The following is a 21,890-nucleotide window of genomic DNA, read 5'->3' as shown; positions in this document are numbered from 1 at the left end:
CGCTAAAAGCCGTACAGGCGCGCCGGGTTGTCCACCCATACCTTGTGGCGCAGCGCGTCGCTGCCCAGCCAGTCCCACGCCACGTCCAGCAGGGCGTCCGCCGCGGGCGCCTTCTCGCCCATGCGCACGAAGGGCCAGTCCGAACCCCACAGACATTGGTCTGGATTCGCGCTGGCGAAGGCGTCGTGCAGATAGCGGGCGTCGGCATAGTCGGGCGCGGTGCCCACCCGGCACAGCGTCAGCTTCATCCAGAGGGCGCCGTCGGCCAGCAGTCCGCGCAATAGCTGGAACACGTCGTCCGCCGGCCCACGCGCCGGCACCAGGCTGCCAAGATGGTCGATGACCAGCGGCAGCCCCAGGCCCGCGAGCGCCGGCAGGTGCCGCGCATATACGTCGCATGGCGCCCACAATTGCGCATGCAGGCCATGCTGCTTCATGCGGGGCGCCAATGCCGCGATCTGGTCGAAGCCGACGCTGCCGGGAAAGAGCCGGCCGGCGGGGTCTCGCGCCTCTACAAAGCGCAGCCCGCGCACGCCACCGTCGTGCAGCGCCTGCAAGCCGGCGTCGCTGATACCGGGATCGGCCACGGCGACGCCGCGCAGCCGGCCTTGCCCTTGCTTCAGCGCGTCCAGCAATGCGGCCGCATCGGTGCCGTAAGGCGCGGGCTGCACCAGCACGCCACGCTGTGCTCCCAGGGTGTCCAGCATGGAGAGGTAGCGCCGGGCCGGCGCATCCGGCGCGGCGTACGAAGACGGGTGCCGCAGCGGAAAACGGTCATAGGGGCCGAACACGTGGCAATGCGCGTCGCACGCATGCGCGGGCAGCGCATGGCGGGGACGGCCTGGCATGCGCGGCGTTTCCGTCGTCGCGGGAATATAGGAAGCGGCTTGCGGATCGGCCGTCATCGGCCATCCTTGCCGGGCAGGGGCGCCAGGCGGCTCAGCGCCGGCTGGCCGGCCTCGGACGGTACGTCCAGGGGCGCGGGCGCGTCGTCCGGCATGGGGATCTCATGCGCGTTCAGCGTCATGGAAACCAGCGTGTAGTAGCCGATGACCGCCGTCAGTTCGACCACTCCCGCCACGTCCCAGAGCTCCACCGCGCGGGCATGCAGCGCCGGCGCCACCCGGCCGGTTTCCTGCAGCTGGCGGGCGTATTCATAGACGACTTCATCCGCGGCGGTCTCGAACACCGGCGTGCGCCGCGCCTGGATCGCCTCCAGCACCGCGGAGGCGATGCCGGCCTGCGCCGCGGCCTGGGCGTGGATGTGCCATTCGATCTGGCTGTTCCAGCGTCGCGCGGTGACCACGATGGCCAGTTCGCTTACGCGCGGCGGCAGGCTGGTGCCGTAGCGCAGCAAGGCCCCGAAGGCCTGCCAGCGCTCGGCCAGTTCGGGATTGTGCAGGGCGGCGCGCAGCGGCCCGACCAGCCGGCCGCGCGGACCGGAGACGATGCGCTCGTAGACGCGCCTTTGCGCTTCGCTCATCGTTTCGGGGGTAGGGAAGGGAATACGGCTCATGTCGTGTCCTTGCGTGGATTCAAGCCGCCGCGTCGTCGGGCTGGCTGCGCGTCACCGATGGACGCTTGCTGAAGTCCTGGTGCCAGGCCGCGAGCCCGGGATGGCCATCGCGCCAGCCCAGGTCCGCGAAACGGTAGTCCAGGTACGACAGGGCGCAGCCGATGGCGATCAGGCCCAGGTCCAAGGGCGTTGTCCGCAGCGCGGGCGCTTCCTTTTCCAGGGCCGCCAGGGCCGCATCCACTTTCAGCCCGAAGGCGTCCAGCCAGGCCGGCGTCTGCCGCGCGGGCGGCTTGTTGCGTTCCTGGCGATAGAGCAGCAGCACGTCCAGCAAGCCGTCGCCCAGCGCCTGGCGGCGTTCCGCGGTCAGGCGCGCGCGCGGCTCCGCCGGCAGCAGGCCGGCGCCCGCCAGCTCGTTCAGGTAGGCGCAGATGACGCGCGAATCGTAGATCGCGGTGCCGTCCTCCAGGACCAGAGTGGGCAGCTTGAGGAGCGGATTGTCGGGCAGCAGGTCCAGGTTGGGCTTGTCCATCGCCACGGGCGTGCGCACGCAGGCGACCCGGTCTTCGATGCCGGCCTCGTACAGCACGATCATGACCTTGCGGACGAAGGGCGAACGCGGCGACCAATGCAGTTTCATTCATGTCTCCAGGAAAACCGGCGATGGCCGGCGGCTGTCAATGTCCCTGCGCCGGCCGCACCGCGGGGTCGTCGTCGGCATCGGGCGTCACCATCTGGAACAGGTTGTTCGTATGGGCGTACCAGCCCGCGCCATGCATGCGTCCCAGCAGCCGCAGCGACGGCGTATCCACGTGAAAGCGCTGCGGGTTCAGGATGGCCTCGTCGCACAGATACATCGCCACCACGCGCGCCAATACGATAACGCGCTGCGGCGCGGCCTCCAGTACCTGCCAGACCCGGCATTCCAGCGCCGCCGGGCTTTGTGCGATGCGCGGCGGGGCCACGAGCAGCGACGGTTCGGTGCTCAGCCCCGCCCGGGTCAATTCGTTCACGTCGGCGATATAGTCCACGCTGGTGCGATTCATCTGCTCGGCCAGTCCCGCCGAGGCGACATTGATGACGAATTCGCCGGTGGCCAGGATATTGCGCGACGTATCCTTCAATTCCCCGCCGCGCGGCCCGATGCCCAACGCCACGATGGGCGGGTCGCTGCTCACCACGTTGAAAAAGGAAAACGGCGCGGCGTTCAGCCGCCCTTGCGGCGATTGGCTGACGACCCACGCAATGGGGCGCGGCACCACCACGCTGGATAGCAGCTTGAAGGCGTCCGTCGATGTCAATTGGCTGAAATCGAAGTTCATGTTGGTCTGGCCGCACGTGGCCGGCGGGAGGGCGCGCCGTGCATCGACATCATTTCCCGAGCAACCCCAGCCGGTCCAGCAGGGCCTGCATGTCGGCGCGGTCTTTTTCCACGTAGGCCTGGGCCTGGTCCGGCGCAAGGGCCATCAGCTCTATGGCCTGTTCCTGCATCACGCGACGGTAGTCCGTGTCCTGGTTCACGTCGCGGACGGCTGCGCTCAGGCGCTGCACGATCGCGGCCGGCGTGCCCGCCGGCGCCGCGAGGCTGTACCAGGTCGCCGATTGCGCCCCGTGCACGCCGGCCTCGTCCAGGGTGGGAACCTGCGGCAGCAGCGGCGAACGCTGGTCCGACGCATACGCCAGCGGCACCAGGCGGCCCTGGCGGATGAAGGCCAGGCTGGCCGACAGGTTCAGCATCACCATGTCCAGCTGTCCGCCGACGGCGTCATTGACGGCGGGCGAAGCGCCGGGGTAGGGGATGTGGTTGAGTTTGATGTGCGCGGCCTGTTGGAACAGTTCTGCACCCAGATGCGTGGCGCCCCCCACGCCGGCCGAACCGTAGCTGAGCTTGCCGGGCTCGGCGCGGGCGCGCGCGATCAGGTCCGCCACCGTCTTGATGCCGCTTGCGGGGTTGACGGCCAGCATGATGGGCTGCACGGCCACCACCGAACAGAACGCGAAGTCGCGCACGCCGTCATAGGCCGTCTTTTGCATCAGGGGCGTGACGACATGGCCGGCCGACGTACCCAGCAGCAGCGTATAGCCGTCCGGCTTCGCGCGTGCCACGAAACCCGTACCTATCGAGGCGCCGCCGCCCGGCTTGTTCTCCACCACCACTGGCTGGCCCAGTCGTTTTTCCATCGCCCGCGCCAGGCTGCGCGCCACGATGTCGGCGGGCCCGCCGGCGGCATAAGGGTTGACCAGGGTGATGGGGTGGTCCGGATAAGCGTTGCCCGGGCCGGCCGCATGGGCGGCTGGCAGGCCGGCGGGGGCCATGGCGGCCACGGCGACCGCGGCCAGCAAGCGACGGGCAAGGGCTGTAGGCAAGTTGTCTCCCCAATTTTCTTGGTGTTGTCGTGATGGAGAGCATGGTATGGGGCGCCGCGAACGCGAGCTATGCCGGCGCCGGCAAATCAGGTATGCAAGGGCAGGGCGGATCGCTTTGCCGCCGCCATGACCGTGGTGCCCGGCGCCGGCAGGTATGCGGAGCCGGCGCCATGCGGCGCCCGGTCATGCGCTTACAGCGTGATGGCGCCGCGCCAGATACCGTCCTGCGCAAGCTGCCTTGCCAGCTGGATAAGGATCACGCGCGTCGCCAGGCCGGCCGGCGAAAGCTCGTCGTCCGAAAAGCTGGCCAGCAGGCAGCGACGCCGCATCGACGTATCCTCGATCGGGATCGCGCGCAACGACGCGTCGGTGGAGGTGGGGTCGCCCTCCGCGTCCAGCATGGACAGCACGGCCCCGGGTTGTACGGTCGCGCCCAGTCCTGCGCGGACCGCGCGCATCAGGCTGTTCGCCCCGTCGATTTCCAGCACGACGTTGGGGGTCTGGTTCACCGCATGGAAACTTGCCGTCAGCAGGTCACGCAGCGCATGGCTGTTTCCCGGCATGATCAACGGCAGGTCGCCGATCTGGCTGACCCTGACGCTTCTGGCGGTGGACAGGATAGGGGGAAACCCGGGCATGTCCGTTCGTCCCACCACGAACAGCCTTTCATCGAGCAGGGGCGTCACGCTCCATCGCTTGGGGTCGTTGGCCTCGAACAGCAGCGCCAAGTCCAGTTGGCGGGAATTCAGCAGGGCGGCCAGATGGCTGGTCAAGCCCTCGATGATCCGCACGCGCACGGTGGGGTATCGTTCGCGCATCGCCGACAACAGCGGTACCGCCAGGACGGAGGCCGTCGTGGTGGCCATGCCCACGCTTACCTGGCCGGAAAACCTGCCTTGCTTGGCCACCGAGGCGGCGGCGTCCACCTGTCTCAGGATGACCTGGGCCTGATGCCAGAAGTCCAGGCCCGCTTCGGTCGGGAAGACGCCGGTCGAACGCCGCTGCAGCAGACGCGTGGCCAGTTCATTTTCCAGCTGGCTGATCTGCTGGCTGAGCGTCGAGGTGGCAATGCCGAGCTCCAGCGCTGCCCGTCCCATGCTGCTGAGTTCCACGACACGGACAAAGGATCGAAGCTGTCTGAGTTCCATGTAAGTAGGAAGGGGTGTCCTGCGTGGCGATGCGGGGATGCGGGGATGCGGCAGTCCCGCAAGCCGGCGATCGGGCGATGCGGCAATCCGGCAATCCGGAAATCGGGCGATCCGGCGGCCGTCACCTCGCGATCCGGCGCCGAAAGCATAGCACCCACACCTGGACAGGCTGCCTCTCCGGCGGGGTGCCGGGCGTCGTCGCGCTTCGTTGGCCGTTCGTTTGGGCCAAACAGCCGTTTGGCCAGGCCGAATGCGATTTCGGCGCGAACCCGTCACACTGCACGGCTCAAGACCAACGATAAAAAGGCACCGGCGCAAGCGCCTGTCCGGAGACACCCGCAGCACGGCTGCAAGGAAGTCGCGGCCGACGGAACTGCGCCCAGCCCGGCAAACCAATGGCATCGCAGAAAAAACCCAGGGCTTTGAAAGGCATTTTTTCGCTGGACGACTTCCAACGGGCGGCCCAGTGCCTCCTGCCCCGCGCCGTCTATGAATATGTCGCTGGCGGCACGGAGGACACGCATACGCTGCGGGAAAACCGCGCGGTGTTCGCCGACTACCTGCTGGTTACGCGCGTGATGCGGGACGTGTCCAAGCGCTCCATCGCCACCGCCTTGTTCGGCGAGCAATGGTCCGCCCCCTTCGGCATTTGTCCCATGGGGCTTTCCGCGCTGTCCGCCTACCGGGGCGACATCGCGCTCGCCCGCGCCGCGCATGACTTCCATATCCCCATGATCGTCAGCGGCACGTCGACGATCCGAATGGAAGACGTTATCGCCGTCAACCCGGACGCCTGGTTCCAGGCCTATCTGCCCGGCGACCTGGCGCGCACGACGCCGCTGTTGCAGCGCATAAAGGCCGCGGGATACAAGAACCTGGTCCTGACTTTCGACACCTTCGTCGGCGCCAGCAGGGAAAACCAGGTCCGCGCAGGCTTCAGCACGCCCTTGCGGCCGGGGCTGGGATTGGCCTGGGATGGCCTGTCGCACCCGCGCTGGCTGGCGAAGGTCTTCCTGCGGACGGTGCTGCGCCACGGCATGCCCCATTTCGAGAATTCCTTCGCGACGCGCGGGGCGCCCATCATCTCGGCCAGTGCCATCCGCGATCATGCGCCCAAGGACCATATGGATTGGGAGCGATTTTCCCTGATCCGGGAATCCTGGACGGGGAAGCTGATCGTGAAGGGGCTGCTGCATCCCGAGGATTGCCGCATCGCCCGGGACCGCGGCGCGGACGGCATCATCGTGTCCAACCATGGCGGGCGGCAATTGGACGGCAGTCCATCCGCGGTGCGCATGCTGCCGGGCATCATCGCGGCGCTGGAAGCGTCCGGCCCACGCGTTCCGGTCATGATCGACGGGGGCTTGCGCCGCGGTACGGACGTCGTGAAAGCGCTCGCGCTGGGCGCCGACTTCGTTTTCGTCGGCAGGCCTTTCAATTTCGCCAATGCGGTCGCCGGTGAATCGGGCGTCCTGCACGCCGCCCGGCTGTTGAAGGACGAAGTCTTCCGGACCCTCGGGATGATGGGATACAACACCATTGCGGAACTGGCCCATGCTCGGGCCGATGGCGCGATGCTGTGCGTGTGACCGCACGAAGCCCTGGGAGGCATTGAAAATGAAGACACCGTTCAAGTTCGAAGGGACCGACGAAACCCGGCAGCGGATCGCACCGGGCGGCTCGCTGCGCATGGGCTTGTATCAGGGCAGTCCCTCGTCATACGTGCGCGACCCGGCGTCCGGCCAGGCGTCAGGCGTGGGCTATCTGCTGGGGGAGTGCTTCGCGCGGTCTCTTGGCGTCGCCTTTTCGCCTTGCCTGTTCCAGAGCAACCAGGAAGTCCTGGCCGCCGTGAAAAGCGCAACGGTGGACCTGGTCTTTACCAATGCGACGCGTGAACGTGCGCAATACATCGCCTTCGCGAGCGTGCTGCTGACGGTGGGCAAGACCGTGCTGGTTACGCCGCAATCGCCGGTCCAGGACATGCAGTCCCTGGGCGCGGCGCGATTCAAGATCGGATACAGCCAGGGCAGCACCACCGGCACGGAGTTTTCCTCGATCTTCCCCAAGGCCGAACTGGTGCCCATGGAAAACCTGGACCGTGCTGCCGCCGCGCTGCGGGCTGGCGAGGTGGATGGCTTCGCCACCAACATGGCGATCCTGTCCAAGGTGGCGGCAGCCGTTCCGGGCGCCCGGATACTGCCGGGGTCCTGGGGGTTGGAGCAATACGCGCTGGGCATGCCTCAGGGGCGCCAGGATGCACTGCAGGCGCTTTCGTCGTTTTCGGCGTGGGCGGCCAGGTCCGGCGCGTTGGCGGCCTTCATCGGCCAGTCCGGTTTTGCCGGGGCGGAACCCGTCAAGGCGCCTGCGTCCGCCGATTGACGCATTGCGGTATCGAACAAACGAGGCCGCCGCGATCCTGGTCGGCGTCCTCGCAGTCAGACACACACAACAACGGAGATGTTGCATATGAAGTTCCCCCGATCCGTCCAAGCCGCGCTGCTCGGTTTTTCGCTGCTGGCCAGCGCCGCTCACGCGCAGTCTTCGGCCGTGGACAAGTATCCGGATCACCCCATCAAGCTGGTCGTGGGTTATGCGCCTGGCGGCGGCAACGATGTTGCCGCGCGCCTGCTTGCCAAGGAGCTCGCGTCCATCCTGCACGGTTCCATCGTGGTGGAAAACCGCGCCGGCGCGGGTACCAATATCGCGGCGTCGTATGTCGCCCGGTCCGCGCCGGACGGCTATACCCTGTCGCTGTCCTCGACCGCGCTGGCGGTGAATGTCACGCTATACAAAAAGCTGGACTATGACGCGATCAAGGATTTCGAGCCGATCGCCATTTTCGCGGAAGCGCCGAACCTGCTGTTGGTCAACCCCAAGCTGCCGGTCAATTCGGTGGCGGACCTTGTCGAATATGGCAAGAAGCATCCCGGCAAGTTGAACTTCTCGTCGGCCGGCAGCGGCAGTACCCAGCACCTGGCCGGGGAGCTCTTCAAGATCAAGGGTGGCTTCGATGCCGCGCACATTCCCTACAAGGGCTCCGCGCCCGCGTTGACGGCGGTCATCGGCGGCGAGGCCGACTTCACCTTCATCAACATTCCCAGCAGCAAGCAGTTGATCGAAAGCGGACAGCTCAAGGCCCTGGCCATCACGAGCGCCAAGCGCTTTCCCGCGGTGCCGAACATCCCGACCATGGCCGAGGCCGGCATGAATGGCATGGAGGTGGCGACGTGGTATTCGATCGTGGCGCCGGCCGGTACGCCGCGGCCCATCGTCGATAAGCTGAACAAGGCGATCAACCAGGCCATGACGGAGCCCGAACTGCGCAAGCGGTTCGAAGAGCTGGGCATGGCGCCCATGAATGAATCGCCGGAATTTTTCAAAAAATTCCTGGCCGACGAAGTCGCCCGCTGGCGCGTCATCGTCCAGCAGTCGAACGCCTCGGTGAATTGAGCCGGGCCCGGCGCTAGGGGCTTGCCCCGCGCCGCGCCGGGGAAACGTTCGCCGGGCGGGGCGGGGCAGGCCAGGGCCGCCAGGCCGTCCCGCCGCCCGCCGGCTTCCCTTAATATGTCACGAAAAGCCAAGACAGGGCGCCCGGGTTGGTGGTCTACTCGGGAGTTTGCGGTAAGCGGGACGTTGTCGAGGTAGATCATGAAAGATAAATGCGTACTCGTGACGGGTGCCACCAAGGGAATCGGCTGGGCGCTGACGCGCCGCCTGGCGGATATGGGATGCCACGTGGTCGGCATCGCGCGCCACACCGGCGATGTGGATTTTCCAGGTTATCTCTATGCCTGCGACCTGTCGGACGCCGGCAAGACGGAAGAGACGCTGCGCGAAATCCGCGACAAGTTCCCGGTGGACGCGGTGGTCAACAACGTCGGCCTCGTATTGCCGCAGGCGCTCGGATCCATCGAACTCGCTTCTCTATATAACGTGCTGGACCTGAACGTACGGGTGGCCGTGCAGGTGGCGCAGGCTTTCGTCGAGTCGATGAAGGCGCGCCGTGCCGGGCGCATCGTCAACGTCGTCAGCCGCGCCATCCATGGCGGACATGAGCGCACCAGCTATTCGGCCGCCAAGAACGCCCTGGTGGGATGTACCCGCACCTGGGCGCTGGAGTTGGCCGAATACGGCATCACGGTGAACGCCGTCTCGCCCGGTCCCATCGAAACCGAACTGTTCCGCGCCAGCCGGCCCGTCGGCAGCGATGCGGAAAAGCGCATCCTGTCTTCCATCCCCATGAAGCGCGTCGGCTCGCCCGCCGATGTCGCGGCGGCCATTACTTTCCTGCTGTCGGACGACGCCGGCTATATCACCGGCCAGGTCCTGGCGGTGGACGGCGGCGGCAGCGTGGCGGGCCGCTAGGCACCGCGGCTGCCACGCCGGCGGGCCGCCAGGGCGCACCGTCCCCGGCCCGGGCGCCGCCTTGCCGGTACACTGCCGGCATGGCCAAATCTCGAACCGTCTATGTCTGCGCCGAATGCGGCGGCACCAGCCCGAAATGGCAGGGGAAATGCCCGCATTGCTCGGCCTGGAACACCCTGGAAGAAACCGTGGAGACGGCCGCGCCGGCGGCCGCCGCGGCACACCGCTACGCGCCGCTGGCCGCCTCCAGCCCCGTCCGCAGCCTTGCCGAAATCGAAGCGCGTGAAGTCCCGCGCCAACCCACCGGTCTGGAGGAATTCGACCGCGTGCTGGGCGGCGGCCTGGTCGCCGGGGCGGTGGTGCTGATCGGCGGCGATCCGGGCATCGGCAAGTCCACGCTGCTGCTGCAGGCGCTGGCATCGCTGTCGGAAACCACCAGCGTGCTGTACGTGACGGGCGAGGAATCGGCCGAGCAGGTGGCCTTGCGCGCGCGGCGCCTGGGCCTGAGTACCGGCAACGTCAATCTGCTGGCCGAAATCCGCCTGGAGGCCATCCAGGCGGCCGTCACCGAGCAAAAGCCCACCGTGGCCGTCATCGATTCGATCCAGACCTTGTACAGCGGCGAGCTGACCGCGGCGCCGGGCTCGGTGTCGCAGGTGCGCGAATGCGCGGCGCAGTTGACCCGGCTGGCCAAGCAGACAGGCATCGCCATCGTCATGATCGGCCACGTCACCAAGGACGGCGCGCTGGCGGGCCCGCGCGTGCTGGAGCACATCGTGGATACCGTGCTGTATTTCGAAGGGGATACCCATTCCTCCTTCCGCCTGGTGCGCGCCTTCAAGAACCGCTTCGGCGCCGTCAACGAACTGGGAGTGTTCGCGATGACGGACCGCGGCCTGCGCGGCGTGGCCAATCCTTCCGCCTTGTTCCTGTCGCAGCACGATCGTCAGGTCGCCGGTTCCTGCGTGATGGCGACACAGGAGGGCACGCGGCCGCTGCTGGTGGAAATCCAGGCGTTGGTCGACGGCGTGCAGGGCGCCAATGCGCGCCGCCTGACCGTGGGTTTGGAAAGCAATCGGCTGGCCATGCTGCTGGCGGTACTGCACCGGCATGCCGGCGTGGTGACTTCGGACCAGGACGTGTTCGTCAATGCCGTGGGCGGCGTGCGCATCACCGAGCCGGCGGCCGACCTGCCCGTGCTGCTTTCCATCATGTCCTCGCTGCGCGACCGGCCGCTGCCGCGCGGCCTGATCGCCTTCGGCGAAGTCGGGCTGGCGGGCGAGATACGCCCTGCGCCGCGGGGGCAGGAGCGCCTGCGCGAGGCCGCCAAGCTGGGATTCAGCGTGGCGCTGATACCCAAGGCCAACGCACCCCGGCAGCCGATCGAGGGCCTGGAGGTATGGGCGGTGGACCGCCTGGAAAACGCGCTGGACCGTTTGAAGAACGCCTGAAGACGTCGACGCGGCGCGGGTCTATGCATCGGCGCGTCGCTGCGTGAACGCGGCGCGTCGGCTGGACCGATGCGGCGTCGCCTTGCCGGGCCCCGCGGCTTGGATAACGATGTGCCGGCGCCGGTGAATCGCGCCATATCCTGAAGGTTCCCTGAATAAAACGGCGCCCGCGCCTGCCCAATCATTTCTAAATCGCAGATCGTGAAATTTTTTTTGCGCACCGTGAAACCTTCGTGAATGTGCTTGCTCCAAGGCAGTACGGAATCACGGCACGATGCCGTGCAACCGTGGGATGAGGCCACGTGGCCTTTGCTAAATCTGGAGTTTTTAAATGACCAACCGCTCCCGTATTGCTGCGTTTTTGTCCGCGTCCACCCTTTGCCTGGGCCTGACCGCCGCACCGGCTGTTTTTGCTGCCGACGCCGGTACCATGGCCAAGCCGGCCAAGGCGACGACCCACAAGCACAAGGCCAAGTCTCATACCAAGGCGAAGAAGTCGGCGACTCCCGCCACGCCTGCCACGCCCGCGAAGTAAGCAGGGCTTTGTTGTGCCCGGAGCGAAGCTTCCGCAAGGGAGCTTCGCTTTTTTTCTGTGTAGCGGCCGTCCCAGGCGCGGATACGCCGTGACCGGCAAGGGAACCGTCAGGTTACGATACCGTCATGCACGACACATCCGCCGCCCGCCCCGACGCTGCCCTTCCGGCGGCTGCCTCCACCGGCCTTGTCCCGGGTGTCCGGCTGGGCGCGCGCACGCTGCTGCGCGACTGGCGCTCGGGTGAATTGCGGCTGTTGCTGATCGCGCTGATCGTGGCGGTGGCCGCGGTAACCAGCGTCGGGTTCCTGGCCGATCGCGTCGGCCGCGCGCTGGAACGCAACGCCGCGCAAATGCTGGGCGGCGATATCGTGCTGGACGCGGACGAGCCGATTCCGCCGGCCTTCGAACGGCAGGCCGCCGATCACGGGCTGCGCCTGGCCCACACATACCAGTTTCCCTCCATGGCATCGGCCGGACAGGCCGCGCTGCTCGTCTCGCTAAAGGCGGTGGAAGCCGGCTATCCGCTGCGCGGCAGCCTGCGCACGGCGGCCGGGCCGGCCGCGGCGGAAAGCGCCACGCGAGGCATTCCCGAGCCCGGCACGGTGTGGGTCGATCCCCAGCTGTTGGCGTCGCTGGGCGTGCGGATGGGCGATACGATCGCGCTCGGAGACAGCCGTTTCCGCATTGCGCGTGTCGTGACCTACGAGCCCGACCGCGGCATGTCCTTTGTGAACCTGTCGCCGCGGGTGTTGATGCGCGCCGACGAACTGCAGGCGACCGGCTTGCTTGCCCCGGGCAGCCGCATCGATTACGGCTTGCTCGCGGCCGGTGATGCCCAGGCTGTCGGCGCCTATACCGAATGGCTGGCCGCGCGGCTCCAGCGCGGCCAGAAGCTTTCCACGGTGGAATCCGGCCGTCCTGAAATCCGCCGCGTGCTGGATCGCGCCCAACGCTTCCTGTCCCTGGTCGCCTTGCTGGCTGTGTTGATTTCCGCGGTGGCGGTGGCCTTGGGCGCGACCCGTTTCATGCTGCGCCATCGCGACGGCATCGCGGTCATGCGCTGCATGGGCGCCACCCAGGCGCAGATAACGCGCATGCTGTCCGTGGAATTCGCCCTGGTCGGCCTGGCGGGTTCCATCCTGGGCGGTCTGGCCGGCTACGTCGCCCATCTGGTGCTGATCGCCATGCTGGGCCGCATGATCGGCGCGGACCTGCCCGCGCCCTCGATCATCCCGGGTCTGCAGGGCCTGGCCACCGGCATGTGGCTGCTCCTGGGCTTCGCCTTGCCGTCGCTCGCGCAATTGCGCCACGTGCCGCCCGCCCGCGTCCTGCGCCGCGATGCCGGCGGCATGCGCATGGGCAGCGCCCTGGGCTATGCCGTGGGCGCCACGGGCTTTGCCCTGCTTATATGGTGGTTCGCCGGAGACGTGCAGCTGGGCGCCGTGGTCGCAGGCGGGTTCCTGGGGGCTTTCGCGGCGTTCGCGCTGGTGGCCTGGCTGTGCGTGCTGGCGCTGGCCCGCCTGCGGCGCAGGGCCGGCGGCATGCCGGCGCTGCGTTTCGCGCTGGCGGGCGTCGTGCGGCGCCGCGCCGCCACCATCACGCAGGTGTGCGCCCTGGCGATCGGCTTGATGGCACTGCTGCTCCTGGCCATGACGCGCACCGACCTGATCGCGGGCTGGCAGCGCACGCTGCCGCCCGATGCGCCCAACCGCTTCCTGATCAATATCCAGCCCGACCAGCGCGACGCCGTCGCGGCCGCGCTGGCGAACGCCGGGGTGCCCGACGTGGTGCTGTTCCCGATGATCCGCGGACGCCTGGTGGCGGTGAACGGCCGCGCGGTGTCGTCGGCCGACTACACGGACGAACGCGCCCGGCGGCTGATCGACCGGGAGTTCAATCTTTCCTATAGTGACCAGATACCTTCCTACAACACCTTGCGGGCGGGGCAATGGATGAAGCCCGATACTCGCGAGGTGTCGATGGAGGCGGGCATTTCCGGCACGCTGGGGCTGCACATGGGCGACAGGCTGACCTTCGACATCGCGGGCCAGGCGGTGGAGGTAACGGTCACCAGCCTGCGCGGCGTCGATTGGGACACCATGCGGGCGAACTTCTTCGCCATGCTGTCGCCCAGCGTGCTGGCCGGCGCGCCGCAAAGCTGGATCACGTCCTTCCGCTTGCCGCCCGGACAGCCGGAACTGCTGCCCCGGCTGGTACAGCGCTTTCCCAATCTGACCGTGTTCGACGTGGACGCGATCCTGCGTCAATTGCAGGACGTCCTCGACCAGGTCGCGCAGGCGGTGCAGCTGCTGTTCGGGTTTACCCTGGCCGCCGGCGTGCTGGTACTGACCGCGGCCCTGGCCGCCACGCGCGATGAGCGTGTGCGGGAAGCCGCCGTGCTGCGGGCGCTGGGCGCCACGCGGCAGCAACTGGCCCGCGCACAGCGCATCGAGCTGCTGGCGGTCGGTGGGCTGGCCGGCGCCCTGGGCGCCGCCGGCGCGGGCGCCGTCGCCTGGGCGCTGTCGCGGCGGGTATTCGATTTCGACATTACCTTCAGCCTGTGGCCCTGGCTGGCCGGCATCGCCGCCGGCATGCTGGCGGCCTGGGCAGGCGGCGCATTGGCGTTGCGCGGTGTGCTGCGCACGCCACCGCTGGTTACCCTGAGAGAAGCAATATGACTACCACCACGCGGGTCGAGCCCATCTTCGAACCCCTGGATCACAGCCGCACGATATTCGAACAGCTGGGCGGCGAAGACGCGGTGCGCGCCCTGGTCAACCGTTTCTATGACCTGATGGACATGGACGAAGACCTGGCCGCGCTGCGCGCGGCGCATGGCCCCAGCCTGGATTCGGCGCGCGAAAAGCTGTTCCTGTTCCTGTGCGGCTATTTCGGCGGACCGGACCTTTACGTCCAGCGCCACGGGCATCCCCGCTTGCGCGCCCGTCACCTGCCTTTTTCCATAGGCGAAGCGGAACGCGACCAATGGGTCGCCTGCATGGGGCGCGCCATGCAGGATATGAACGTGCCGCAGCCCTTGATGGACCGCCTCCTGCATTCCTTCTACGGCACGGCCGACTGGATGCGCAACCGTGCCGGCTGATGTGCGCCGCCTGGCCTGGGAAGGTGAGCGGCCCGGCGCGATGTGCTATGACGCCGCCAGCGTCCCGGCGCCCGGGCCGGCGCTCTTCGATCCTGCTTACTACGGGTCATGCGCCGCACCGGTGCAAGCGGGTGGCCGCCAGGCCGCGTGGTTCGTGGAGGGCGGCTTTGGCCATGGCGTCCTGCGCCATTACCGCCGCGGCGGCATGGTGGCCCGGCTGAGCCGGCAGCGCTATATCTGGCTGGGCGAGGCGCGTACCCGCTGCTTCATGGAATTCCAGCTGCTGGAGTCCCTGTCGTCGCAGGGTCTTCCCGTGCCGGCGCCGCTGGCCGCGGCCTATTGGCGGGTGGGGGCCATGTGCTACGAAGCCGCCATCCTGGTGGCGCGCCTGCCCGACGTGCGCCCGCTGGCCCAGATGCTGGACCAGCCGGTGTGGGACGTGGCGGCCGACGCGATCGCCCGCATGCACCAGGCGGGCGTGTGGCACGCGGACCTGAATGCCTACAACATCCTGGTGGATGACCGCGGCAAGGCGTGGATCATCGATTTCGACCGCGGCCGGCAGGGCGGCGTCTCCGAGCGCGGCCAGCGGCGGAATGTCGAACGCCTGCGCCGTTCCCTGGAAAAGGTGGCCGGTCCGGCGGGGCTGGCCTTCTACGAGAAACTGGCGCGGTCCTACCACGACCGGATGGCCCGCGCGCCGGCCTGACTGCCGGTGGAAAACGAATTATCATTTTGCCTTTGCGCGCGGGAAGCCTCCCGCGAAATTCTTCTCGACAAGGTTTTCTCGGCAAGGGGCAAGGGGCATGGGGATCAACGCGGGTGTGCGCTTCGCGGCGGGGGCTTTGGTGGCGCTTGCCGCGCTGTCGGAGGCCAGGGCGCAGGAAAACGTCGTCAACGTCTACAACTGGGCCGAATACACCGCGCCGGACACCATTCCGGGCTTCACCCGCGAAACGGGCATCCAGGTGCGCTACGACACCTACGACAATAACGACACGCTGCAGGCCAAGCTGCTGACCGGCAAGTCGGGCTATGACGTGGTCGTCCCGTCCACGCATTACGCATCGCGCCAGCTGCAGGGCGGCTTATTCCAGCCGCTGGACAAGGCGAAAATGCCCAACCTGCAAAACCTGGATCCGGACATGATGGCGCTGGTCGCCCAGGTCGATCCGGGCAACAAGTATTTCGTGCCGTGGGGCTACGGCACCAACGGCCTGGGCTACAACGTCACTAAGGTCCGGCAGATCATGGGCAAGGACGCCCCGCTGGACAGCTGGGACATGTTGTTCAAGCCGGAGAACGCGGCCAAGTTGAAGGAGTGCGGCATCTCCGTCCTGGACGAAGCCGCGCAGGTGTTTCCCGCCGTGCTGCACTACATCGGCAAGGATCCCAACAGCAGCAATCCGGACGACTACAAGGCCGCCTTCGAGGTCCTGAAGAAAATCCGGCCGTATATCCGCCAATTCAGTTCGTCGGGCTACATCGATGAAATGGCTTCCGGCGATCTCTGCATGGTGTACGGCTTTTCCGGCGACGTCATGATCGCGCGCGACCGTGCCCGCCAGAACAAGCAGACCTTCGATATCAACTATTTCATTCCGCAGGGCGGGGCGCCCGCCTGGTTCGACGTCATGGCCGTGCCCAAGGATGCGCCGCATCCGGACAACGCGATGAAATTCATCAACTACATCGAGACGCCGCAGGTGCATGCCGCGATCACGAACAAGATGTTCTATCCGAACGCCAATAAAGAAGCGCGCAAATACGTCGTCAAGGACGTTGCCGACAATCCCATGATCTATCCGCCGGCGGATGTGTCCAAGACCCTCTACGTCATCAAGGCGCAACCCATCAATATCCTGCGCCTGCAAACCCGCATGTGGGCCGAACTGAAGTCCGGGCGATAAGCATCATGAACGACAGCCGTTACGCGGCCCCCCACGCCGCGGATGCCGACGAATTCGTTCGCGTTTCCGATCTGGTCAAGATATTCGGCGATACGGTCGCCGTCCGATCGGTGAGCCTGTCGGTGCGCCGCAACGAACTTTTCGCGCTGCTCGGCAGCTCCGGCTGCGGCAAATCCACCTTGCTGCGCATGCTGGCCGGTTTCGAGGAAGCCACCTCCGGACAGATCCTGCTGGATGGCGAGGACATCACCGGCGTGCCGCCGTATCGGCGACCCGTGAACATGATGTTCCAGTCCTATGCCTTGTTCCCGCACATGTCGGTGGAAGCCAACGTCGCCTTTGGCCTGAAGCAGGAAGGCGTGGACCGCGGGGAAATCCATGACCGCGTATTCGAGGCCTTGAACCTGGTCCAGATGGCGGGGTATTCGCGCCGCAAGCCGCACCAGCTTTCGGGCGGCCAGCAACAGCGCGTGGCGCTGGCCCGCAGCCTGGTCAAGCGGCCCAAGCTGCTGTTGCTGGACGAGCCCATGTCGGCGCTGGACAAGCAGATTCGCCAGGCCACGCAGATCGAACTGGTCCGCATCCTGGAACAGGTTGGCGTCACCTGCATCCTGGTCACGCATGACCAGGAAGAAGCCATGACCATGGCGCACCGGCTGGCGGTCATGACGGAGGGCCAGATCGTCCAGATCGGCACGCCGCAGGACGTCTATGAATTTCCGAGTTCGCGTTTCGTCGCCGGCTTCATCGGCAGCACCAATCTGTTTCCGGGCACCATCGTGGTCGACGAGCCGGACCACGTCGCCATCGAATCCGACCAGTTGTCGCGCCAGCTGTACGTCAGCCATGGCGTGAGCGAACCGCTGGGCATGCAAGTGTACGTTTCGATCCGTCCGGAACGCATCGTGGTGTCCCGCGAACAGCCGGAAAGCATCTACAACTGGGCACACGGGGCAGTCAGCCATATGGCCTGGATGGGCAGCTATGCGCTGTATCACATCCGCCTGGATTCCGGCATGACGGTGGAAGCCACGGTGCCCCGCCGTGTCTTCGCCCAGGACGCCGCGCCCGCCGTCCACGAGGAAATCTACGTGAGCTGGGACGCCGACAGCGCGACGGTGCTGCCGTCATGAACGTCGTGCCGCTGCGCCGCCTGCTGCCGTCCTCGCGCACGCTGGCCATCGTCCCGCCCTTCGCCTGGCTGGCGCTTTTCCTGCTGGTGCCTTTCCTGCTGGTGCTGAAGATCAGCCTGGCCGACCTGCAGTTCGGCGTGCCGCCCTATACGCCGCTGGTGGAGCTGAAGGACGAAGCGCTGAACTTCAGCCTGCACCTGCGCGGCTATGCGCTGCTGTTCACCGACACCCTGTACCTGGCCACCTACCTGAGCTCCGTCAAGATCGCCGCCATCAGTACCGCGTGCTGCATCCTGATCGGCTACCCCATGGCCTACTACATCGCGCGATCGGCGCCGGCCACCCGCAATCTATTGCTGCTGGGGGTGATCCTGCCGTTCTGGACCTCGCTGCTGCTGCGCGTGTATGCCTGGGTCGGCATCCTGCGCAACGACGGCCTGCTTAATAAGCTGCTGCTGGCCCTGGGCGTCATCTCCCAGCCGCTGGAAATCTACCGGACCGACCTGGCCGTCTATATCGGCATGGTGTATTCCTACCTGCCGTTCTTCATCCTGCCGCTCTACGCCAACCTGGTCAAAATGGACTTGCGCCTGCTGGAAGCCGCCTACGACCTGGGCGCCCGGCCCTGGCAGGCTTTCTGGCAGATCACCATGCCGCTGTCGCGCCCCGGCGTTATCGCGGGGGCCATGCTGGTATTCATTCCGGCGGTAGGCGAATACGTGATCCCCGAGATGCTGGGCGGCGCCAATACGCTGATGATGGGCCGCGTCATGTGGGGCGAATTCTTCAACAATGCGGACTGGCCTATGGCCGCGGCGGTGACCTGCGTGATGGTCCTGCTGCTGCTGGTGCCGCTGGCCTTGTTCCAATACAACCAGGTCAAGCAGGTCGATCCCGGCCGGGAGGCCAGGCAATGAAAGGGCCACATCGCGGCATGCGCGCGCTGGCGCTCGGCGTGGGCTTCGCCTTCCTGTATATCCCCATCCTCAGTCTGGTGGTGTTTTCCTTCAACGACTCGCCGCTGGTCACGTCCTGGTCCGGCTTCTCGCTGAAGTGGTACGGCTCGCTCTTGCATGACGACGCGCTGCTCAGCGCCGCCTGGCTGTCCTTGCGGGTCGCTGCGCTGGCCGCCACCGCGGCCACCATCATCGGCACCTGGGCGGGATACGTGTTGGCCCGCATGGGCCGCTTCCGCGGGTTTTCGCTGTACATCGGCATGCTCAGCGCGCCGCTCGTCATTCCCGAGGTGGTGATCGGCATTTCGCTGCTGCTGATGTTCGTCGAGGTGCGCACCACCATAGGATGGCCGGAGAACGGCATTTTCACCATCTGGGTGGGGCATACGACGTTCTGCATGGCCTTCGTGGCGGTCATCATCCAATCGCGAGTGCGGGACCTGGACCGTTCGCTGGAAGAGGCCGCGCTGGACCTGGGCGCCACGCCGCTGAAGGTATTCTTTTCCATCACGCTGCCGTTGATCGCGCCGGCGCTGGCATCGGCATGGCTGCTGTCCTTCACGCTGTCGCTGGACGACGTGATCCTGTCGTCCTTCCTGTCCGGGCCCGGCTACACCACGCTGCCGATCGAAGTGTTTTCGCGAGTGCGCCTGGGACTGAAGCCGGAAGTCAACGCGCTGGCGGCGCTCTTCATTTTGATCGTGGGCGTGTGCGTCGTGGTGGCGAACCGCTTGCAGCGTCGCTCGTCTATCGGGGGTTGATCGTGAGCCAAACCGTACTCTATGGCCTCAAGCAATGCAGCACGTGCGTCAAGGCGCGCACTTGGCTGGACGAACATGGGGTCCAACACCAGTTCATCGACTACCGCGACCACCCCGTTCCCGCCGCGACGCTGAAGGAATGGGCCGGGCAGGTGGGCGGCTGGGAAAAACTCGTTAACCGCACCTCCATGACGTGGCGGGCCTTGCCGGACGCCCGCAAGGCCGCCGCCACCGACAGCCAGTGGCAGGCCCTGATCGCGGAATATCCCGCCCTCGTGCGGCGGCCGGTAACCGTCACGCCGGACGGCGTGGCGACCGTCGGCTTTTCCGAAAAGCGCTACACCGAACGCTTTGCCTGACGCCGGCGGGCACATGTTGCCCGATACCTTTTTCGACCGAGATTCATGCCAGGTGGCCCGTGAGCTCATCGGCATGGTGCTGCGCCGCCGCCATGAAGGCCTGTGGCTGTCGGCGCGCATCATCGAGACCGAAGCCTATTACCTGCACGACAAGGGCAGCCATGCATCGCTGGGCTACACGCACAAGCGGCGCGCGCTGTTCATGGGCGGCGGCACGATCTATATGTACTACGCGCGGGGCGGCGATTCGCTGAACATCAGCGCGGGTGGGCCGGGCAATGCGGTGCTGATCAAGTCCGGGCACCCCTGGGTGGACGCCGTGTCCGGCGAAGACGCGCTGGCGCGCATGCAAGCCTTGAATCCGGACGCACAAGGGCGCAGCCGGCCGCCGCAGCGGCTGTGCGCGGGCCAGACCCTGCTGTGCCGCGCGCTGGGCCTGAAAGTGCCGGACTGGGACGGCGGGCATTTCGACCCCTCGGCGTTTTTCGTGGAGGATATCGGCGCCCGGCCGCCGCGGCTGATCCGCACCGTGCGCCTGGGCATACCCGAAGGCCGGGATGCGCATCTGCCGTATCGCTTCGTCGATCCGGCGTACGCGCCGTTCTGCACCCGCAATCCCCTACGGCGCGGGCAGGTGGCCGGGCGCGACTACGACTGGGTGACGAGGCTGGGCCGGCCTTGCAAGGGTCAGGTCACGCGGACCTGACCCTTTCCGGCTTTGCTCGGCGCTTCGCGCTCTTTCCCCTGGGGTTCCATGCTTGCCGTCAATGATGCCGGCAGTGTGACCGCGAAAGCCGGCCGCGGGAAGCAAAACACGCCCGATGTGGCGCACGCCCTACAATGCGCCCTGGTCATGGGGAGGAGTCGTGTTGCCGCAAAGCGACATTGCATTATTGCTGTGGGTCAGCATGGGCGCGGCCCTGGCCGCGGCCGTGGCGGCCGCGGTGGCCGCCTGGCGTTCCGGTGGCTCGAAGAAGGGGGCGGAACGCCTCGCCGCCCTGATGGCGGAACAGGAGCGGATGGCCGCCGCGCTGCGCGCCGAATTGGCGGAAAGCCAGCGAGGCCTGCGCGGCGAGTTGGGCGAGGCCATGCGCGGGCTGCGGATCGAGCTGGGGCGGCATCTGGACGACCTGCGCAGCGGCCTGGCCCGCGATGCCCAGGCTGCGCGTCGCGAATCGGCGGAATCGCTGGGGCGGTTCGGCACCGTGTTCGGCGAACAAGTGCAGCGCCTGATCGACATGAACGACCGCCGCCTGCAGGAAGTGCGAGAAACGGTCGACCAGCGGCTGTCTGCCTTGCAGGCGGAAAACGCCGGCAAGCTGGACGAAATGCGGCGCACGGTGGATGAAAAACTGCACGCCACCCTGGAACAGCGCCTGGGCGAATCCTTCAGGCAGGTATCGGAGCGGCTGGAAGCCGTGCACAAGGGACTCGGCGAAATGCAGACGCTGGCGTCCGGCGTGGGTGACCTGAAGCGGGTGCTGACCAACGTCAAGTCGCGCGGCACGTGGGGCGAAGTCCAGCTGGCCCGCCTGCTGGAAGACACCATGACGCCGGACCAGTACGCGCGCAACGTGAAGCCGGTGCCCGGCAGCGACGCGATCGTCGAGTTCGCGATCCGGCTGCCCGGGCGCGCGGAAGACGGCGCGCCGGTCTGGCTGCCGCTGGACGCCAAGTTTCCCAAGGAAGAATACGAACGCCTGGTCGAAGCCGAGCAGGCAGCCGACGCCGACGGGGCGCGGGCGGCGGCCGCGGCACTGGCTCGCGCCGTGGAGCTGCAGGCGCGCGCCATCGCCGACAAATACATCGCGCCGCCGCATACCACGGACTTCGCCATCATGTTCCTGCCCACCGAAGGGTTGTATGCGGAAGTGCTGCGGCGGCCCGGGCTGATCGACAAGCTGCATCAGTTGCGCGTGAACGTCAGCGGGCCGGCCAACCTGGCGGCCTTGTTGAACAGCCTGCAGATGGGATTCCGCACGCTGGCCATCGAGCGGCGCTCTTCCGAAGTCTGGCAGGTGCTGCGCGCCGTGAAGACGGAATTCGGCCGCTTCGGCGATGCGCTGGCCGGCGTCAAGCGCACCTTGGAAACCGCCAGCACCAAGATAGGCCAGACGGAAACACGTACCCGGGCGATGCTGCGCAGCCTGAAGTCGGTGGAGGCCCTGCCCGACGACGGCGCCGCGCCGGCCGCTGTGCTGGCACATCTGCCGGAAGATGCCTCCGCGGCGGAGGACGAGGACACCCGATCGGCGTAGCATGAAGCATGGCGGCGCGCGGCGATCTGCC

22 protein-coding genes are annotated in these 21,890 nt (G+C 66.9%); 16 read left to right on the top strand and 6 right to left on the bottom strand.

Going from position 1 to position 21,890, the window contains the following annotated elements; genetic code table 11:
* Nucleotides 1-2: 2 nt before the first annotated feature.
* From AKI39_RS16395 to AKI39_RS16370, 6 genes are all read right to left on the bottom strand, one after another.
* The gene (locus AKI39_RS16395; protein ID WP_066638241.1) at nucleotides 3-905 is read right to left on the bottom strand and encodes an amidohydrolase family protein; all 903 of its coding nucleotides are present in this window, start codon (nucleotides 903-905) and stop codon (nucleotides 3-5) included.
* Nucleotides 902-1,516: a carboxymuconolactone decarboxylase family protein gene (locus tag AKI39_RS16390; RefSeq protein WP_066638239.1), complete on the bottom strand. Its 615-nt coding sequence runs from the start codon at nucleotides 1,514-1,516 to the stop codon at nucleotides 902-904. Before AKI39_RS16390 ends, AKI39_RS16395 begins: the two co-directional genes overlap by 4 nt.
* A 19-nt stretch (nucleotides 1,517-1,535) precedes the next feature.
* Nucleotides 1,536-2,153 (bottom strand): glutathione S-transferase N-terminal domain-containing protein, encoded by a 618-nt coding sequence (locus AKI39_RS16385; protein ID WP_066638237.1) that lies wholly within the window; start codon nucleotides 2,151-2,153, stop codon nucleotides 1,536-1,538.
* A 37-nt stretch (nucleotides 2,154-2,190) separates the two neighbouring features.
* Nucleotides 2,191-2,835, bottom strand: a complete 645-nt coding sequence (locus tag AKI39_RS16380; RefSeq protein WP_066638235.1) for a flavin reductase family protein — start codon at nucleotides 2,833-2,835, stop codon at nucleotides 2,191-2,193.
* 49 nt (nucleotides 2,836-2,884) lie between these two features.
* Nucleotides 2,885-3,829, bottom strand: a complete 945-nt coding sequence (locus tag AKI39_RS16375) for a Bug family tripartite tricarboxylate transporter substrate binding protein (RefSeq protein WP_066643153.1) — start codon at nucleotides 3,827-3,829, stop codon at nucleotides 2,885-2,887.
* 242 nt (nucleotides 3,830-4,071) lie between these two features.
* Nucleotides 4,072-5,028 carry a LysR substrate-binding domain-containing protein gene (locus tag AKI39_RS16370; RefSeq protein WP_066638233.1) on the bottom strand — a complete coding sequence of 319 codons (957 nt, stop codon included), beginning with the start codon at nucleotides 5,026-5,028 and terminating at the stop codon, nucleotides 4,072-4,074.
* Nucleotides 5,029-5,423: 395 nt separating this feature from the next.
* On the opposite strand from AKI39_RS16370, the gene AKI39_RS16365 reads away from it, so the two are divergent.
* The 16 genes from AKI39_RS16365 to rmuC all read left to right on the top strand — a co-directional run bounded on the left by AKI39_RS16365 (nucleotide 5,424) and on the right by rmuC (nucleotide 21,859).
* Nucleotides 5,424-6,617 carry an alpha-hydroxy acid oxidase gene (locus tag AKI39_RS16365; RefSeq protein WP_066638230.1) on the top strand — a complete coding sequence of 398 codons (1,194 nt, stop codon included), beginning with the start codon at nucleotides 5,424-5,426 and terminating at the stop codon, nucleotides 6,615-6,617.
* Between the two features lie 28 nt (nucleotides 6,618-6,645).
* Complete coding sequence (locus AKI39_RS16360) at nucleotides 6,646-7,407, top strand: transporter substrate-binding domain-containing protein (protein WP_066638228.1); 762 nt, start codon at nucleotides 6,646-6,648, stop codon at nucleotides 7,405-7,407.
* Between the two features lie 87 nt (nucleotides 7,408-7,494).
* Nucleotides 7,495-8,478 carry a tripartite tricarboxylate transporter substrate binding protein gene (locus AKI39_RS16355; protein WP_158515184.1) on the top strand — a complete coding sequence of 328 codons (984 nt, stop codon included), beginning with the start codon at nucleotides 7,495-7,497 and terminating at the stop codon, nucleotides 8,476-8,478.
* Nucleotides 8,479-8,676: 198 nt separating this feature from the next.
* Nucleotides 8,677-9,393: an SDR family oxidoreductase gene (locus AKI39_RS16350; RefSeq protein WP_066638222.1), complete on the top strand. Its 717-nt coding sequence runs from the start codon at nucleotides 8,677-8,679 to the stop codon at nucleotides 9,391-9,393.
* A gap of 80 nt (nucleotides 9,394-9,473) precedes the next feature.
* Nucleotides 9,474-10,844, top strand: a complete 1,371-nt coding sequence (gene radA / locus AKI39_RS16345) for a DNA repair protein RadA (RefSeq protein ID WP_066638220.1) — start codon at nucleotides 9,474-9,476, stop codon at nucleotides 10,842-10,844.
* Between the two features lie 331 nt (nucleotides 10,845-11,175).
* Nucleotides 11,176-11,379, top strand: a complete 204-nt coding sequence (locus tag AKI39_RS16340; RefSeq protein WP_066638217.1) for a hypothetical protein — start codon at nucleotides 11,176-11,178, stop codon at nucleotides 11,377-11,379.
* 125 nt (nucleotides 11,380-11,504) lie between these two features.
* Nucleotides 11,505-14,057, top strand: coding sequence for an ABC transporter permease (locus AKI39_RS16335; protein ID WP_083228887.1), 2,553 nt, complete (start codon nucleotides 11,505-11,507; stop codon nucleotides 14,055-14,057).
* Nucleotides 14,054-14,482, top strand: coding sequence for a group II truncated hemoglobin (locus AKI39_RS16330; RefSeq protein WP_066638215.1), 429 nt, complete (start codon nucleotides 14,054-14,056; stop codon nucleotides 14,480-14,482). Before AKI39_RS16335 ends, AKI39_RS16330 begins: the two co-directional genes overlap by 4 nt.
* Complete coding sequence (locus AKI39_RS16325; protein WP_066638213.1) at nucleotides 14,472-15,191, top strand: 3-deoxy-D-manno-octulosonic acid kinase; 720 nt, start codon at nucleotides 14,472-14,474, stop codon at nucleotides 15,189-15,191. The genes AKI39_RS16330 and AKI39_RS16325 overlap by 11 nt, the downstream gene beginning before the upstream one ends.
* Nucleotides 15,192-15,288: 97 nt before the next feature.
* On the top strand, nucleotides 15,289-16,392 hold the full coding sequence (locus AKI39_RS16320) for a polyamine ABC transporter substrate-binding protein (RefSeq protein WP_066638210.1): 1,104 nt from the start codon (nucleotides 15,289-15,291) through the stop codon (nucleotides 16,390-16,392).
* Between the two features lie 5 nt (nucleotides 16,393-16,397).
* On the top strand, nucleotides 16,398-17,525 hold the full coding sequence (locus AKI39_RS16315; RefSeq protein ID WP_066638209.1) for an ABC transporter ATP-binding protein: 1,128 nt from the start codon (nucleotides 16,398-16,400) through the stop codon (nucleotides 17,523-17,525).
* Complete coding sequence (locus tag AKI39_RS16310; RefSeq protein WP_066638208.1) at nucleotides 17,522-18,442, top strand: ABC transporter permease subunit; 921 nt, start codon at nucleotides 17,522-17,524, stop codon at nucleotides 18,440-18,442. Before AKI39_RS16315 ends, AKI39_RS16310 begins: the two co-directional genes overlap by 4 nt.
* Complete coding sequence (locus AKI39_RS16305) at nucleotides 18,439-19,242, top strand: ABC transporter permease subunit (RefSeq protein ID WP_066638205.1); 804 nt, start codon at nucleotides 18,439-18,441, stop codon at nucleotides 19,240-19,242. The genes AKI39_RS16310 and AKI39_RS16305 overlap by 4 nt, the downstream gene beginning before the upstream one ends.
* Before the next feature lie 2 nt (nucleotides 19,243-19,244).
* Nucleotides 19,245-19,601: an arsenate reductase gene (locus tag AKI39_RS16300; protein ID WP_066643147.1), complete on the top strand. Its 357-nt coding sequence runs from the start codon at nucleotides 19,245-19,247 to the stop codon at nucleotides 19,599-19,601.
* Between the two features lie 13 nt (nucleotides 19,602-19,614).
* Nucleotides 19,615-20,307 (top strand): DNA-3-methyladenine glycosylase, encoded by a 693-nt coding sequence (locus AKI39_RS16295; RefSeq protein ID WP_066638202.1) that lies wholly within the window; start codon nucleotides 19,615-19,617, stop codon nucleotides 20,305-20,307.
* Between the two features lie 202 nt (nucleotides 20,308-20,509).
* A complete protein-coding gene (rmuC, locus tag AKI39_RS16290) occupies nucleotides 20,510-21,859 on the top strand; it encodes a DNA recombination protein RmuC (RefSeq protein ID WP_145925435.1) in 1,350 nt (449 codons plus the stop codon).
* Nucleotides 21,860-21,890 lie beyond the last annotated feature (31 nt).

It is taken from the genome of Bordetella sp. H567 (assembly GCF_001704295.1).
Taxonomy (GTDB): Bacteria; Pseudomonadota; Gammaproteobacteria; order Burkholderiales; family Burkholderiaceae_B; genus Bordetella_C.
The sequence above is the reverse complement of the archived record's forward strand: the minus strand, read 5'-3'. Positions and strand labels throughout refer to the sequence as shown.